We start from the raw sequence: 15,451 nt of genomic DNA, 5'->3' as shown, positions 1-15,451 counted from the left end.
AGGTTAGTCTAAATGTTCCCATATTACCGCTACCCACCACCGTTTCGACCACGTGTGTATCCACCGCCATTTTGGTTTTACCCACCTTATTGGGGATTGCCACCTGCCCCGCCGTTTTGGCCACCACCATTTCCAATTATTTTGTAGTTCCCCGTAAGCTCTGACGTTACGGACATCTGTTCTGCTATTTCTGCTTTTTTTTAGCCTTATTTTCGGTTCGTTTCGGACATAGAATCCGTTATTGTCACGTTTTACAACGTTTTTATCGATTTTTTCAGCATATAACGGAACGTGTGTCCGAACCAATCCATTTAAACCAACAAAATTTTAAAATAGCGGCTCCTATGTCCGAACATCTACACTCTTGCCATTACAAACTAAAAAAGACCCTTTTTTAAGGGTCTTAGCATTTTTTCATCCTATCTTTTTTGTTCTAATGAGGGAATCCATAGGCTCACTTTAGTTAAGGCTGAATATCTTTACTTATTCTCTTCGGCAGAGTTCGTTGCATCTAAAATAAATACAGTTTCGGTTTCGCCGTCACATTCAGTAAGAGAAAAAATATTGTCTTCCACTATAAAGGATTGGCATTCAACACGCTCTTTTCCATTGGGACCATATTTATCATTAGCATAATCAAATGTCGTGTGAAATCTTTCATTTGTATACTTGATGTCAATCTTCACCGCTCCACCTTCTTCATTCATAGAATATACACGTACATTTGCCTCTTCTGAATTAGAAATAGCTTCTACAAAATCATTGAACTGTTCGAGATTATGAACTTGACTTATATCGGCGACAACGGCTCCGTCTTTTATCGCTTTTTCTTTATCAAAAGTACAACCCGTTGTTAAAACAAGTAAAAATAACAGCGGATATATGTTTCGTAGTTTCATAATTTACTCAGCCACTTTCTATTTTGAATTATGAGAAAATTATATCGTTTATTCCCAAGAAAAACATAGGATAAATTACTTATTTGTTACAAATTTTACAATTGTGTAACAAATAAGTAATTTTGATTTTTATACTTAAAAATTTCATTATCCAATGACTGGCTTTACTGTTCAGAAAAAATGGTTATCGCACATCCATTCCGCTATTTCTTTTCGAACGACTCCATTAAAACCTAAAAAATAAAAAATAGCAGTTCTTATATTCGTACGACGACACTCTTGCCCTTACACGATAAAAAGACCCTTTTCAAGGGTCTTTTCCATACGTTACGCTTTAATTTCTACATTGTATTTTTTCAACCAATGGTCCATTTGGATAAAGTGTGCGATAAGTTGTGGTCCTGTCATTAATTGCCCAAACCACGGCGTTTTAAATGAATCTCCGCCAGTATCGGCAATTTCCTTCATCTTTTTCTTATCAATAATCTCAAATAACGGCGAATCCTTTTGTTGGAGGATGCGATTCATCTCTTCTTTTACAAGTGCCGTATAATGAGGATTGTGTGTTTTTGGATACGGGCTTTTCTTCCGATACAAAATCTCGTCTGGCAAGATTCCTTCTAACGCCTTTCGTAATATTCCTTTTTCACGTCCTTCAAGTTGTTTCATTTCCCATGGGATGTTCCATACATATTCAACTAAACGATGGTCCGCAAAAGGTACTCTCACTTCTAGACTTGCAGCCATACTCATTCGATCTTTTCTATCGAGTAATGTCGTCATAAACCATATGATATTTAAATATGAGATTTCACGACGGCGTGCTTCTTCATTGTTATCTCCTTCAAATCGTGGTGTCTCTGCAATTGTTTCACGATAACGCTCATACACATATGAAGAGAGCTTTAGCTTTGATTTCCATTTATCTTGCAGTAAAGATTCTCGTTCTTTTGTTGATCGCATCCATGGAAATCCATCGGTATACATGACTTCCGGCTTATGAAACCATGGATAGCCACCAAAAATTTCATCCGCACATTCTCCAGATAAACCTACAGTCACATCGTCTTTTATTTTTTCACAAAACCATAGTAAGCTGGAATCAATGTCTGCCATGCCTGGCAAATCACGAGCTTCCACCGCTTTTTTCAAATATCCAGCTAGGTCATCCATCGTAATGACATGGTTGTTATGAATGGTGCCAAATTCATCGACCATTTTTTTAATCCATGGACCGTCCGAATTAGGTTGGAAGTCATTCGCTTTAAAATATTTATCGTTGTCTGCATAATCAACGGAATAGGTTCGTAATGTGCCACGGCCTTTTTTCTTAAACACATCTGCTGCTAATGCGGTTAAGGCACTTGAATCGACCCCACCTGATAAAAACGTTCCGACGGGGACATCCGCTACTAATTGTCTTTCCACTGTATCCGTTAGTAAGTAACGGACGTGTTCTGCTGTTTCCTCAACATTCTCTGTATGTTTTTCACTTTTTAATGACCAATATCGGCTAATTTTTGCTCCGTTTCTATCATATAGCATCATATGTGCCGGTCTTAGTTCTTCAATATCTGAAAACACACCATTTCCTGGTGAGCGTGATGGACCTAATCCTAACACTTCTGCTAAACCTGTTTCATCCACTACCGGACGGACGGATTCATGAGCGAGTAAAGCTTTCATTTCAGAAGCAAATAAAAGTTGCCCGTGTTGTACAGTATAAAACAACGGCTTTACTCCTAGACGATCTCTTGCTAATAATAAGCTTTCGTCTTCTTCATTCCAAATTGCAAAGGCAAAAATCCCATTTAGCTTTTCTAGACAATGAAATCCCCACTCAATATACGCCGTAAGTAACACTTCCGTATCCGAATGCCCTTTAAATGTATATCCTCTCACAGCTAATTCTTTTCGTAAATCTTCTGTATTGTACAACTCACCATTATAGGCGATGGTATACTGCCGCTGATTCACTTCTTTTGTCATTGGCTGTACTCCGCCTTTAGGGTCTACAACGACTAATCGTGTATGACCGAAAGCCGCATGACGCGAGGTCCATACATTACTATCATCTGGGCCACGTAGTGATAACGTCTTTGCCATATTCTGTACTGTTGTTTTATGTTGGCGTAAATCTTTTTTCCAATCGATCCAGCCGGTAAATCCACACATGCATATCAACCCCTCTGGAATTTAAATCAGTTATGGCCCTAACCATAACCCATTGTATTCATTCAAAAGCGGGCATGTGACTATTTTTTTTATAAACCTTTCTCCCCCTCCTTTTCGTCATAAAAATCAAAGGACTTAGGTGCATGTTTCCATGGAAACATGCTCATAATGAAGGTGTAAAAGTCAAAACGAAAAAGGAGATCAGACAAATGAATACACAACGCGCTCAAGAAATTCTTGAATCGGCTCAAGAAATTGATGTGAATTATAACGGCACACCGGTCTGGATTCAGCACGTCGATAAAGAAGCAGGCACTGCACGTGTTTTTAAATCAGATAATCCAGAAGATGAAATGACCGTACCCGTTGATCAACTTAACGAACAATAATTTTATCCTGGCTCAAAAGAAAAGTGGCTTTTCAACAAATGTTGATGAGCCACTTTTCTATAATTGATGCTTTTCTTTAATATAAGCTAATAAATGGGTACAACTCTTCTCAACAAGGTCGTACACTTCTGAAAAATTGCCAGTAAAATAAGGATCAGGTACATCAGCCACATCACTATCAGGTAAATAATCTAATAATCTTGACATGTCGCCAGTGCGCTCATGACCCGCTACCGAACGCAACACTCCGATATTCTCAGCATCCATGGCAACAATATAGTCAAAGGCTTGCAAATCACTTTCTTCTACTTGTCTTGCCGTTATCCCTGAATGATTAATTTTATTTTTCTCTAAAATTGTTATCGTTCCTTCATGTGGTCGTTTACCTGTATGCCAATTTCCCGTTCCTGCTGAGTCTACTTGAATTTTATTTTGTAATCCAGCTTCTTTCACTTTTTTTCGAAACACCGCTTCTGCCATCGGTGACCGACATATATTTCCAAGACAAACAAATAAAACTTGAATCATTTATTCCACCTCTTCTTTTTGCTTAGTTGATTTCTTCTTACATTTCAATCTTTCTACTTTTTCACGCGAGCACAACTCCATAAACTAAATAACGCAGCAGCAACTACACTTAAGACCGTTGCGCTAAATAAAAGATCTTCTGTAAACCACGCCATTGGAACAGAAAAGACAGTAGAAGATAAAAGTCGTTCTTCTACTTTTTCCCCTTCTCCAAGTTCCATTATATCCTCTTGTGCCTTAGATAATAAAGCGGTACGACGACATAGTGTTGTTGTCACTTGATCTTGATTTTCATTTCCATACACGAGGTATTCATTTCCCTTAGTAAAAGAAACTCCGCAATCCGCAGAATCCTTTGCTGTATAAATATCTTTCTTTGATTCTGCTATCCCTTTCCACACTTCGTCAACCTGAAAAACAACAGATACTGGTAATGTGGCGCTGTCCTCTATTTGAATGGTTTTAACTTTTCCCGAAAAGATTACATCACTATTGGCTACTTCTTCTTGCACTGTTTTTGACATCAGACAATTACATGCAAAACTTTTCGTTGGAGCTAGCCAAGTGGTTACTACTAACATCAACATCACGAACAAAAAACCAAATCGCATCATTCTCCTCACCTCTACTACATAAGACGTTATTGTCGATCTTTCGTTTCTCTTCTATTATGGCAAAACAACTGACAATATATCCCAATAACTGAATAGAAGTTGTACGTCACTATGATAGGAAAAGACGGGAACCATTAGATTCCCGTCTTTTCCTATTTTGGTGTACCTGAGTGAATGACCATCGCTCGTTTACTTTCTTCTTCATCTAAGCCTAACAATTCCGATACCGTTACAAATTCATAACCATCTTCAGATAAAGTTTGAACAATCGTGGCTGTCGCACTGACAGTATGTTCGTATGTATCATGAAGTAATATGATTGAGCCATCTTCTACATGATTCAACACATTGTCTATTACAGCCTGACTTGATGATACTTTCCAATCCTTTGGATCAACTGACCATAATACAACCGGCATATTAATCGCATTTAAAATTGAATCACTCATTGATCCATATGGTGTTCTAACAAATGTTGGATACTCTCCTGTAATAGAATGAACCACATCTTGTGTTTTTTCAATTTGATTTACAATTTGTTTTTTTGATAACCCCGAAAATTTCGGGTGGCTCCAAGAATGGTTCCCAATTTCATGACCAGCTTCCATTGTGTTTAACACAATATCGGGATGAAACTCGGCCCGATTTCCTAATACAAAAAAAGTAGCATGAGCTCCGTATTTTTCCAATTCCTCTAGAATTTGCATCGTATACAAATGATGTGGGCCATCATCATATGTTAACGCGATTCGTTTTTGCTTAGCTTTTTGTTTTTCTTCTTTTCCTGTTTCCATCTTTTCTTCCTTTTTTCCTTTGTTTTCTTTAGTCTTTTTCTCTTTTTTTTCGAAGCCAAAAAGAAACTCTGGCTGAAGTTGTCCAACTAATTCTGCTTTAGGCAGATCGATAATTTCTCCGTTTTTTTCATAAAACCTTATCACAGGCTCTTTTACTAAAAAGTCAACGATTTCATGTTCATTATTTGTTTCCACTATATTTATTTCTTCTTCCCCTACAAACAATTCTTGTAACTCTATTTTTCTATTTTCCACTCGATTAAAATTAAGTGGCATCACGTTTGTCATTGCTTCATCAATAAAAAGAGTTTCAGAGAATTCAACTGAGAAATAATCAGTAGTAAAATACGTAATTTCAAAATCAATATGTAAACCAACTACAGGTTTTCCTAGCTTGTCCTCTACAATGTCGACCATAAACTTCGTTACTCGGGTATCAATATATGCTTTGATTTCATCATTGATGTCTTGACTATCTGTTAGCGGATAATGGACTGCATAATGATAGTCTTTATCCCTCTTAATTTCACTTTTAATTTTCACTCCAGGATATAGTTCATTTCCCTCATCTATACTTTCAGTTACTGTACTTCCTTCTGTCACAATCGAACAAGCAGCTAATAGAAACACCGTCAATAGAATATAGTAGTGCTGCATCTTTTTCAACATTCTCTTCCGCCTTCTCATTATGTATTCATTGGATTATTTTTACACTACTTACATCTTACACAAAATTATAGCAGATTTATAGATTAAAAATATTGGTTCAAAAAAAACGATATAAAAAAGGTAACGGGATGACTCCGTTACCTTTAACTCTTCTTATATAAATATTTCTTTGTGTGTTTGTTTTACTGCAAATAAAATATCTTGGATGGAAGCATATTCTTTTCCAACCGTATAACTATCTACTTGACGAAGAGAAAATTCATCATCTCCATGTAAAATTTTCACAATCTCTTCTGTACCGATGTCTTCGGTTTTGCAATCTTTTCCTTGAAACATCGCAAAACGATTTTCATACTTGTCATAAATTACATAAAAATTTGGCTTTGTTTCTTCCACAAAATATTGTTTTGTTTCGACCAAATCATGAACGATCACGCTCATTCACTTCCTATTCATTTTATCGTTTTTCTTCTCTCCTATTATACAAGGTGATTGTCTAATTTAATGTGTAATTTCCGTTACAATTCTAATATTACTTCTTTACGATGTCACATTTCCTTCATACTTTTTTATTTTCTTGTTCACACTACCTTAACATTTACGATTTGCTTTAGTTGTACCCTCTTTTTCTGTTCGGATTCATCTAATAATGTTAGCATGCGCTCTTCCATGTTAATGCGAACAATCGTACCGAAGATTGTTTGTGAACCACATTCGTTAAAATAACAGATTTCCAGCATGCTATTGTTTTGAAGTGCCTCACTTATCAATATGTTCATTTCTCCAAAGCTTTGTTCATCTAACTCTGGCTTCACTTCATGTTCTTGCTCTTCCTGTAATTGTCTAAGCAAATGAACATGCTCTGGAAGCATCATCGCCGACCATTTTATATTTCCTCTATCTTTGTTCATTTTTCTCCCCTCACACTTAAGCTTTATGACCACCTAGAAGTGTGGAACGATAGCGAGCTGTACCTGCTTTTGTATAAGAAACAGCGCGAAGAAGTGCTGTCGATCCATGCTTGTCCCGAATCGCATCCATTACATAACTTAAATCCTTTTGACGTGGTTTGTTTTGATCAAACAAACTAAGCTGCTGAGCGGTATCATCAAAGACATTCGATAATGTAATTGTAATCTGACGAACCACTTCACCACGATAATGCTTTTTCATCAACTGTAAACAAGTTCGATAAAGATCCATCGTTAAATTTGTTGGTTCATCAATGGACATGGAACGATGAAACCCGCCGTCATCCTGTTGCTTGCTATATCCCATTCCTAAACTAATCGTCCGCCCTGCTTTTCTCGCTTTTCTTGCGCGTCTCCCAACTTCTTCACACATTTCTAACAACACGCACTTTATATCTTCTTCTTTTTCATAATCACGTAATAAAATTTGACCTTTTGCAAAACTAACTTGGCCTTGCATAATTGGTGCTCCTAATTCAGACAAATCAATTCCCCAGGCATGATAATACAATTGATTTCCCATCACACCAAATTCTTTCTCAAGCTTTTTCAAACTAAAATGAGCTAAATGTCCGACTGTCCGAATTCCTAAACGGTTCAACCTTTTTTCCATCCTCGATCCTATGCCCCACATCGCTTGTAATGGCAATGGCCATAATTTAGCTTGCAAATCATCAAAATCCCACTTAGCCACACCTGCTTTTTTCGCATCTAAATCAAGGCATAGCTTCGACATGAGCATATTTGGTCCGACTCCAATTGAACAAGTTAAACCAAATTCACGTAACATATCTTCTCTTATTTTTTCCGCTAATTCTACTCCATTCCCCCACAGTCGCTCTGTTCCATCAGCTTGAAGAAAACTTTCATCTACGCTATACACATGAATAGACTCAAATGGGACATAGGTTGTAAAAAAACGGGTTAACTGTGTTGAAATATCTAAATATAATCCCATTTGCGCATTCACAAGATGAATTCTTGGGTCTTTTGGAATTTCAAATAAGCGATTTCCTGTTTTAATATTAAAATCTTTTTTTAATTTAGGGGTGGCTGCTAACACAACACTCCCTGAGCGAGTTGTATCTGCAACAACAGCTAAATAGCATTCCATCGGGTCAAGCCCTAACGCTAAAGCCGAACAGCTTGCATAAAAACTTTTCATATCCACACAAAGAATCGTTCGCTGTTTCATCGTCTGATACATCATCATTGGATCCAAAATAATGCCCCCTAAAGAGAACTTATGTTCTTATTATAGTTTTCATTATAAGGGAATATACGTTCGGTTTCAATTTATAAAAAATACCAAAAAACGTGTAGTATACTTTTTTTCCCGTAGTACTATTAATTCAACATCTCTCATTTTTGCGGTCAGAGCAGCCGTTATTTGTGAGCACTTATTCACGCAAAAGCCACTCTATTCCTTGCGATATATTATGATTAACTGCTCATGTGGCCACCAACGTTCCAAAACGCTAGCCATGTTCACAGATAACGGCTTTCATGGCCGCTTCATTACCATAAACACTAGAGCAATGTTACCCACAGGTCGACTATTTTATAGTTACCTAACAATAAAAAAGCTGCCGATACATTCTCGACAGCGTACTAATAGTCATTGTTAAACTAAATTCGGCGGGTGATGCGGTGGTGCTGGAAGTAATGTATTGTGCATATACGGTGGTGCTGGACGAAGTCGCGGAATTTTTCCATATGGTTGTGGTGTGGCAACATAATTAAACTGTCCTAACCCATCCATACTCGGTCCATGAGCCCAACGGCCTTTACTACTTTCATCCCCTTTTGATAAATTATAAAAATCATAAGCAACCTCTGACTTTTCTAACTCACGAGGGAATGTGCTCGGAACTACAATATTTTCTTTTTCCTCAAGCTCACAAATCGCCGCATACCATTGGTTTTGATGCATTGTATCACGGGCAATTAAAAAAGAAAGCATATCTTTCACACCAGGGTCTGTCGTCATTTCATAAAGACGAACCGCTTGCAAGCGCCCTTTTGACTCCGCTGTTAAGTTCGCACGGAAATCCGCTAATAAATTTCCACTAGCATCGATGTATTTGGCTGTCCATGGATTCCCAACACTATCTGCAGGCATTGCTCCTAAACCAGAAACAATCGCATGTTGCGGATTCATTCCACCTAACACAGCCCCGATCACAGGATCTTGAGCAGCTAGTTCTTGATCTCCAACAGGCGCACCATCTAATAATCGCGCGATCATCGTGGCTAACATTTCAACATGTGCAAATTCTTCTGCTCCTGTATCAAATAATAAATCGCGATATTTTCCATCTCCACGAGTGTTCCATCCTTGGAAAAAGTATTGGAGCGCAACTGAAATCTCGCCAAACTGACCACCTAAAATTTCTTGAAGTTTTTTTGCATAGACAGGGTCTGGACGTTCAGGTTTTGCATGATATTGAAGTTGCTTCACATGATAAAACAAAGTAGTTGGCCTCCTCTTTAAGATAAACTCATTACTTTTTACCTTATTCGAAAATAAGGTTGGCCTATTCCACATATTTTCCGTTCATAGACTGACCTTGTTTAACACATGCTAACAACGGAGGTGATAAAGATGGAGCACTACCATGTCGCTCAATTAAAGCCTAATGAACTCGAAAAAATTAAAGGCTTAGAGGAAGAACTAAATGTTGTCTTAATTGCTTATGATGAAGATCATCATCATAACCAAACTGAAAAACACCCTTCCACTTCCTAGCTTGGTCATTTATAATAGACCAAGTTACTACATATAGAAAAAGAGGGATTGTTTATGAAGTATTTTAAACCGGACTTCGCGCTACATCACTTCTCAGATATTACACCTAAGTGGTTGGAACGCTATAACATAAAAACGATTTTTTCAGATTTAGACTCTACGCTTGCAATCCATAATAAACTTGGGGATAAAGAAGTAGAACAATGGATTGAAATGCTTCGTGAAGAAAAAGTAACGCTTGTGATTGTTTCAAACAATAACCAAAGCCGAGTGGATAAATTTTGTAACCCGTATCAAATCCACGGTTATGGTCATTGCAATAAACCGACTGTTACAGAAATTCAAAAGCATATGCGTACAGTAGGAGCAACAAAAGAAACAAGCTTATTTTTAGGTGACCAAGTGTTTACCGATGTATGGTGTGGAAAGCGTTTAGGAATGAAAACGGGTCTCGTAGCACCAATTGGAGCAGAGCATGAGCCGATACAAATAAAAGTAAAAAGAAAAGTGGAAAATATCATTAGAAAGTTCTGGTAAAAACATCGGACGTCGGTTCTCTTATTGATGAGAACCGATGTCCGTAATTAATCGCCTCACAGAAAGAAGGAAAAAATGGATAAAGAGTTTCTTTATAAAAAAATCAAACAAATTACAGAAAGTTATATTCAAGATGAGTTTATCTCAATATCAGAAATTGAATTACAACAACTACTAAATACCATTTACAAAAAAGTAGAACAAGGTGAATCTGAGGATTTATATGAAATTATTCATGATGTCATTTATGAATGGTTAACGACATAATTATTTTTGATAAAACTTTTTCCCACCGATTTTTTCCACCACTTTTGGCATCACTTGATAAAGAACTGAACCAACATTCATCCACCAAGGTAAATTTAACTCTCGTTTTGGTTTATCAATCAGGTTTACAATCCGATTCGCAACTTTTGTTGGAGATAACATAAGCTTTTCTACGTTTTTTACATATGTTCCGCTTCGATCAGCTTGGTCAAAAAAAGGCGTTTGAATCGGTCCCGGATTAACGGCACTTACCTCAATCCCACTATCGTGAAGTTCCATTCGTAATGAGTTTGTAAATCCAAGTACGGCATGTTTTGTTGCCGCATATACACTCGATTTTGGAGTCGCGATTTTTCCTGCTTGGGAAGCAATCATAATGATATGACCTTGATTTTGTTCAAGCATATGAGGTAAAACCGCTTTTGTACAAGCAAGCACCCCCATCACATTTACTTCCACCATATTGGTCATATCTTCATATGTAGCGTCAATGAAATCATCAAACACCGCCATTCCAGCATTGTTTATTAATACATCGACTCGTTCCATATCAACGAAAATCGTCGCAAATGTCGAGCGGACACTATCAATCGAACAAACATCAAGCTCATACACAGGAGCTGTCACATGAAACTCTGTTGAAATAAAATGCTGCAACTCCATTAATTTATCGATCCGTCTTGCAACAAGGACGGGAATCCCATTGTTTCTTGCGACTTCAATTGCAATTTCTTTTCCTAATCCACTTGATGCACCAGTAATCACAATAATCTTATTGTTTAACATGAATTATCCTTCTTTCTTCTAGGTAATTTAAAAATCAATCTTGACGATAAATAAAACAAAACATATAATAAACACCAAAGTATATATGAGCGTTGACAGGGATTAGTACATCATTCATGTGTCCAGAGAGCGAAACTCACCGGCTGAAAGGTTTCGTCACCACTGAACGGTCGAACCTGCCCTTGAGCTGTTAGGGAAAACCTAACCGTCTCCTTACGATACAAGGATTAGAGCGGGCAAGAAAACTCTTGCCAACGAAGGTGGTACCGCGGAATCAAACTCTTCCGTCCTTTTATAAGGACAGAGGAGTTTTTTTATTTTCCATTTTATCAAGAAAAATGAGGGATAGCGATGACGAAGCAACGAATAGTCGTAAAAATTGGGAGTAGTTCTTTAACAACAGGGACTGGCAAACTTAGCAAAGAAAAAGTAACCGAGCATGTTGCGGCCATTGCTGCATTAAAACGAGCAGGTCATGACGTTATTTTAATTTCTTCTGGCGCTGTAGCTGCTGGATTTTCTGACCTTGGTTATCCGAATCGTCCTGTGACGATTGCCGGAAAACAGGCAGCAGCGGCGGTCGGTCAAAGCTTACTAATGCAAGGATATGCTGAAGAATGTAAAAAGCATAATCTGGTGACTGCCCAACTTTTATTAACGCGCCATAACTTTGCGAACAATGAGCAATATCATAATGCCTACTCTACTTTAACTGAATTACTAAAACGGAACGTGTTGCCGATTATAAACGAAAATGATTCCGTTTCTATTGAAGAACTAACTTTTGGTGACAATGATATGTTATCCGCTCTCGTTAGCGGACTCGTTCACGCAAACTTCCTCGTTATTTTAACAGATATTAATGGTTTGTACGACGCAAATCCTCACAAAAATCCAAAGGCAAAAAAATTCACCTTTTTGCCTGCTGTGTCTGAAGAATTAATGAAAGTCGCAGGTGGATCTGGTTCAAAAGTCGGTACAGGAGGAATGCGCTCGAAAATCGAAGCTGCAAAAACCGCTCTCTCCCTTGGTGTTAAAGTGTTTATCGGTACAGGAGAAGGTTCGCAAAAACTACTTGATATTGTTAATGGAAAAGGGGATGGAACGTATATTGGTTATTCCGCCCATACATCCATTACAAATAAAAAACAATGGCTTGCTTTTCATTCAGATGTGTCAGGACAAATCATGATTGATGATGGTGCTGTAAAAGCCGTCATTAAAAATGGAAAAAGTCTTCTCCCAGCAGGTGTGAAATCTGTAAAAGGAACATTTGCTGCGGGTCAAGTTGTAGAAGTCACCAATGAAAAAGGTGAACTAATCGGCAAAGGACAAATTGACATCTCATCATTAGATCTCTCTTTAATTAAAGGATTATCAAGTGAGCAAGCCAATAAACAAATAAATAGAGACAAATCTGAGGTCATTCATAGAGATAATTGGGTAACATTAACGAAGGAGAAGATGATTAAATGAGTGAATTAATCGAAAAAGGAAAAAAAGCGAAAAGTCTTGCCACTACACTTGCTGTAAAAACAACAGGACAAAAAAATGCAGCACTCCATTTCATGGCTGAACAACTTCTAGCTGAAAAAGACTTTATTATCGAACAAAATAAAAAAGATTTAGAAGCTGGGAAAGCTAAGGGCTTTACCAATGCCTTGCTTGACCGCCTCACATTAACAGAACAACGGATAACAGATATGGCGACAGGTGTGAAACAAGTTATCGAATTACCTGATCCAATTGGAGAAGAACTTGAGGCTTTCACCCGTCCAAATGGAATAGCGATTCAAAAAATAAGAGTTCCTTTAGGGGTAATCGGGATGATTTACGAAGCCCGTCCGAATGTAACTGTAGATGCTTCAAGCCTTTGTTTAAAAACAGGGAATGCTGTCTTGTTACGAGGAAGTTCATCAGCGATTCATTCAAACAAAGCCATTGTAGCTGTTCTTCACCGTGCATTAGAGAAAAGTGAATTACCAAAAGAAACCATTCAGCTTCTAGAAGATACAAGCCGAGAAACAGCTTCAAAAATGTTAAAGTTGAATGAATATTTAGATGTTCTTATCCCGCGCGGTGGAGCAAATCTTATTCAAACCGTTGTCCAAAACGCCTCTGTCCCTGTTCTTGAAACAGGTGAAGGCAATTGCCATATTTATATTGACAAAACAGCGGATAAAGAAATGGCGATTTCCATCGCTGTGAATGCAAAAACGCAACGCCCTTCTGTTTGTAATGCGGCCGAAACGATTATCGTTCACGAAGAGTGGGCCAAACAGTATGGCAAAGAATTGTTTCATGCACTCCTCGAAAAAAATGTGCAAATTTTCGGTGATGACGCAGCTTCCTGCATTACAAATGAAGTAATGCAAGCAACAGAAGAAGATTGGCAAACCGAATATTTAGATTTAAAAGTGGCTTGTAAAATTGTTTCCTCCGTTCACGAGGCGATCGATCATATTCACCTCTATGGAACTAAACATTCTGAAGCGATTATTTCAGAAGAGCAACAAAGTGTAGACACCTTCTTTTCTCTTGTTGACGCTGCTGCGGTTTATCATAATGCATCAACACGTTTTACAGACGGGTTTGAATTTGGATTCGGAGCGGAAATTGGAATTAGCACGCAAAAGCTTCATGCAAGAGGACCAATGGGATTACAAGCGTTAACATCAACAAAATATATCATTCGAGGAAATGGACAAATAAAAGGGTAGGTGTCAACGATGGATAAACATAAAAACATTGCTTTTATCGGAGCCGGTTCAATGGCCGAGTCCATCATTGCCGGATTACTTGTTAACAACGTGATGAAGCCTGAACAAATCACTGTCATGAACAAATCAGATAAAGAGCGCCTTGCTTATTTATCTGAGCAATACGGTATAACTCCTACCGAAAATAAGACCACTGCCGTGAAAGAAGCCGATATCCTTTTATTAGCGATGAAACCGAAACATGTAACAGATGCAATCGAAGAAATAAAAGCTTTCACTACAGAAAAGCAATTAATTATTTCGGTTGCTGCAGGGATTTCAACAACTTATATTAGTGAACTACTCGGTCACAAAGCAGGTGTCATTCGCACAATGCCAAACACGTCGGCGAAAGTGGGCGAATCCGCTACTGCGATGTCACCAGGCTTTTATGCGACTGAAAAAGAAATGACAGATGCAATTCTTCTTTTTGAAGCGATTGGAACGGTGACAGTCGTACCTGAACATAAATTAGATGCGGTTACCGGACTTGCTGGCAGTGGCCCTGCTTATTTATATTATGTCATTGAAGCGATGGAACAAGCAGCAACCGAGATCGGACTTGAAAAAGAAGAAGCCCATCTTTTGATTACACAGACGTTATTTGGTACAGCAAAGCGGTATAAACAAACATCAAAAACAGCAAAGCAGCTTTATAAAGAAGTTATGAGTCCAGGCGGAACAACCGAGGCAGGACTTGAAATATTAGAAAATCACCAATTTCAAGAAACATTAGTGAAATGTATTGTAAGAGCAACAGAACGGTCTAAAGAATTAGGAACGATCATGTCCAATGTAAAATAAGAAAAACGCGGAGCGTCTTTTCTTTCAAGCGAAGTGCGTAGCCCTGCCCGCTTTTGACAGTGAACCCCAAGTGTTCTTCTTGGGGTGAAACGCGCAGGTGCGGAGCCTTCGCTCTTCTTGAAATAGCTTTCAAAGCTTCACTGCTACACCAAAATTTTTATACTCCCTCTTTTAAGAAAAACTGAGTGAGGAAATCCACCTCACTCAGTCCTTTTTTGTTTCCTGCAAATCTGAAAGCCTGTACTCTACTCCATGTACGCCTTTATAATACTCGGGATACATTTCTCCTCCACAAGTTTCACAGGAAAACATTGGTGGTGTCATCGGATCGCCACCATCCATTAAATCAAAAGGTATCTTTTCCTTTTCATGACACACTAAACAAACATAGCTGATAGATGCCTTCTATTGGACACTTCTCTCCAGGGAAGCCATCTCATTTGTATGAAGGACACTTTCGCTTCGTTTTCTCCTTGTTTTGTCCTTCATCGCCTTTATGAAGGACACTTT

General features: G+C 38.1%; 18 protein-coding genes and 1 other annotated feature. Of the genes, 8 read left to right on the top strand and 10 right to left on the bottom strand.

The window, feature by feature from the left end; genetic code table 11:
* The first annotated feature begins 12 nt into the window (after nucleotides 1–12).
* Nucleotides 13–147, top strand: coding sequence for a hypothetical protein (locus tag T323_RS29610; protein WP_281175755.1), 135 nt, complete (start codon nucleotides 13–15; stop codon nucleotides 145–147).
* A 332-nt stretch (nucleotides 148–479) separates the two neighbouring features.
* Here T323_RS29610 and T323_RS0120905 read toward each other — a convergent pair whose 3' ends face one another.
* Both T323_RS0120905 and asnB read right to left on the bottom strand, forming a co-directional pair.
* A complete protein-coding gene (locus T323_RS0120905) occupies nucleotides 480–899 on the bottom strand; it encodes a DUF4362 domain-containing protein (RefSeq protein WP_026675020.1) in 420 nt (139 codons plus the stop codon).
* A 327-nt stretch (nucleotides 900–1,226) separates the two neighbouring features.
* On the bottom strand, nucleotides 1,227–3,074 hold the full coding sequence (gene asnB / locus T323_RS0120900; RefSeq protein ID WP_026675019.1) for an asparagine synthase (glutamine-hydrolyzing): 1,848 nt from the start codon (nucleotides 3,072–3,074) through the stop codon (nucleotides 1,227–1,229).
* Nucleotides 3,075–3,283: 209 nt separating this feature from the next.
* Between asnB and T323_RS0120895 the strand changes: the two genes are divergently transcribed.
* The gene (locus T323_RS0120895) at nucleotides 3,284–3,463 is read left to right on the top strand and encodes an H-type small acid-soluble spore protein (RefSeq protein WP_026675018.1); all 180 of its coding nucleotides are present in this window, start codon (nucleotides 3,284–3,286) and stop codon (nucleotides 3,461–3,463) included.
* Nucleotides 3,464–3,520: 57 nt separating this feature from the next.
* Here T323_RS0120895 and T323_RS0120890 read toward each other — a convergent pair whose 3' ends face one another.
* From T323_RS0120890 to T323_RS27295, 7 genes are all read right to left on the bottom strand, one after another.
* Nucleotides 3,521–3,991, bottom strand: coding sequence for a low molecular weight protein-tyrosine-phosphatase (locus T323_RS0120890; protein ID WP_026675017.1), 471 nt, complete (start codon nucleotides 3,989–3,991; stop codon nucleotides 3,521–3,523).
* A gap of 53 nt (nucleotides 3,992–4,044) precedes the next feature.
* Nucleotides 4,045–4,605, bottom strand: coding sequence for a hypothetical protein (locus T323_RS27305; RefSeq protein WP_084309349.1), 561 nt, complete (start codon nucleotides 4,603–4,605; stop codon nucleotides 4,045–4,047).
* A gap of 152 nt (nucleotides 4,606–4,757) precedes the next feature.
* Nucleotides 4,758–6,068 (bottom strand): polysaccharide deacetylase family protein, encoded by a 1,311-nt coding sequence (locus T323_RS28155; RefSeq protein ID WP_051556646.1) that lies wholly within the window; start codon nucleotides 6,066–6,068, stop codon nucleotides 4,758–4,760.
* 153 nt (nucleotides 6,069–6,221) lie between these two features.
* A complete protein-coding gene (locus T323_RS0120875) occupies nucleotides 6,222–6,503 on the bottom strand; it encodes a hypothetical protein (RefSeq protein ID WP_026675016.1) in 282 nt (93 codons plus the stop codon).
* A 146-nt stretch (nucleotides 6,504–6,649) separates the two neighbouring features.
* Entirely contained in the window at nucleotides 6,650–6,979 is a 330-nt protein-coding gene (locus tag T323_RS0120870; protein WP_026675015.1) for a YolD-like family protein, read from the bottom strand.
* 16 nt (nucleotides 6,980–6,995) lie between these two features.
* Complete coding sequence (locus T323_RS0120865; RefSeq protein ID WP_026675014.1) at nucleotides 6,996–8,252, bottom strand: Y-family DNA polymerase; 1,257 nt, start codon at nucleotides 8,250–8,252, stop codon at nucleotides 6,996–6,998.
* Nucleotides 8,253–8,663: 411 nt separating this feature from the next.
* Nucleotides 8,664–9,512 (bottom strand): manganese catalase, encoded by an 849-nt coding sequence (locus T323_RS27295; protein ID WP_035179428.1) that lies wholly within the window; start codon nucleotides 9,510–9,512, stop codon nucleotides 8,664–8,666.
* A 132-nt stretch (nucleotides 9,513–9,644) separates the two neighbouring features.
* Between T323_RS27295 and T323_RS28995 the strand changes: the two genes are divergently transcribed.
* From T323_RS28995 to T323_RS0120845, 3 genes are all read left to right on the top strand, one after another.
* Nucleotides 9,645–9,788 carry a uroporphyrinogen-III decarboxylase gene (locus T323_RS28995; RefSeq protein WP_156942495.1) on the top strand — a complete coding sequence of 48 codons (144 nt, stop codon included), beginning with the start codon at nucleotides 9,645–9,647 and terminating at the stop codon, nucleotides 9,786–9,788.
* A 54-nt stretch (nucleotides 9,789–9,842) separates the two neighbouring features.
* Nucleotides 9,843–10,325, top strand: coding sequence for a YqeG family HAD IIIA-type phosphatase (locus T323_RS0120850; RefSeq protein ID WP_026675013.1), 483 nt, complete (start codon nucleotides 9,843–9,845; stop codon nucleotides 10,323–10,325).
* Between the two features lie 75 nt (nucleotides 10,326–10,400).
* Nucleotides 10,401–10,592: a YqzH family protein gene (locus tag T323_RS0120845; protein WP_026675012.1), complete on the top strand. Its 192-nt coding sequence runs from the start codon at nucleotides 10,401–10,403 to the stop codon at nucleotides 10,590–10,592.
* Here the strand turns inward: T323_RS0120845 and T323_RS0120840 are convergent, their stop codons facing one another.
* Complete coding sequence (locus T323_RS0120840; RefSeq protein WP_026675011.1) at nucleotides 10,593–11,378, bottom strand: SDR family NAD(P)-dependent oxidoreductase; 786 nt, start codon at nucleotides 11,376–11,378, stop codon at nucleotides 10,593–10,595.
* Between the two features lie 83 nt (nucleotides 11,379–11,461).
* Nucleotides 11,462–11,673: a binding site (T-box leader), on the top strand.
* 56 nt (nucleotides 11,674–11,729) lie between these two features.
* On the opposite strand from T323_RS0120840, the gene proB reads away from it, so the two are divergent.
* From proB to proC, 3 genes are read left to right on the top strand one after another with little or no spacing between them, the layout of a single operon-like run.
* Nucleotides 11,730–12,854, top strand: coding sequence for a glutamate 5-kinase (gene proB, locus T323_RS0120835; RefSeq protein ID WP_026675010.1), 1,125 nt, complete (start codon nucleotides 11,730–11,732; stop codon nucleotides 12,852–12,854).
* Complete coding sequence (locus tag T323_RS0120830; RefSeq protein ID WP_026675009.1) at nucleotides 12,851–14,098, top strand: glutamate-5-semialdehyde dehydrogenase; 1,248 nt, start codon at nucleotides 12,851–12,853, stop codon at nucleotides 14,096–14,098. Before proB ends, T323_RS0120830 begins: the two co-directional genes overlap by 4 nt.
* A 9-nt stretch (nucleotides 14,099–14,107) precedes the next feature.
* Nucleotides 14,108–14,941 carry a pyrroline-5-carboxylate reductase gene (gene proC / locus T323_RS0120825; RefSeq protein ID WP_026675008.1) on the top strand — a complete coding sequence of 278 codons (834 nt, stop codon included), beginning with the start codon at nucleotides 14,108–14,110 and terminating at the stop codon, nucleotides 14,939–14,941.
* Nucleotides 14,942–15,451 lie beyond the last annotated feature (510 nt).

This window comes from Alkalihalobacillus bogoriensis ATCC BAA-922 (genome assembly GCF_000621445.1).
GTDB lineage: Bacteria > Bacillota > Bacilli > Bacillales > Bacillaceae_F > Bacillus_AO > Bacillus_AO bogoriense.
This window is presented reverse-complemented; position numbering and strand designations above follow the sequence as displayed.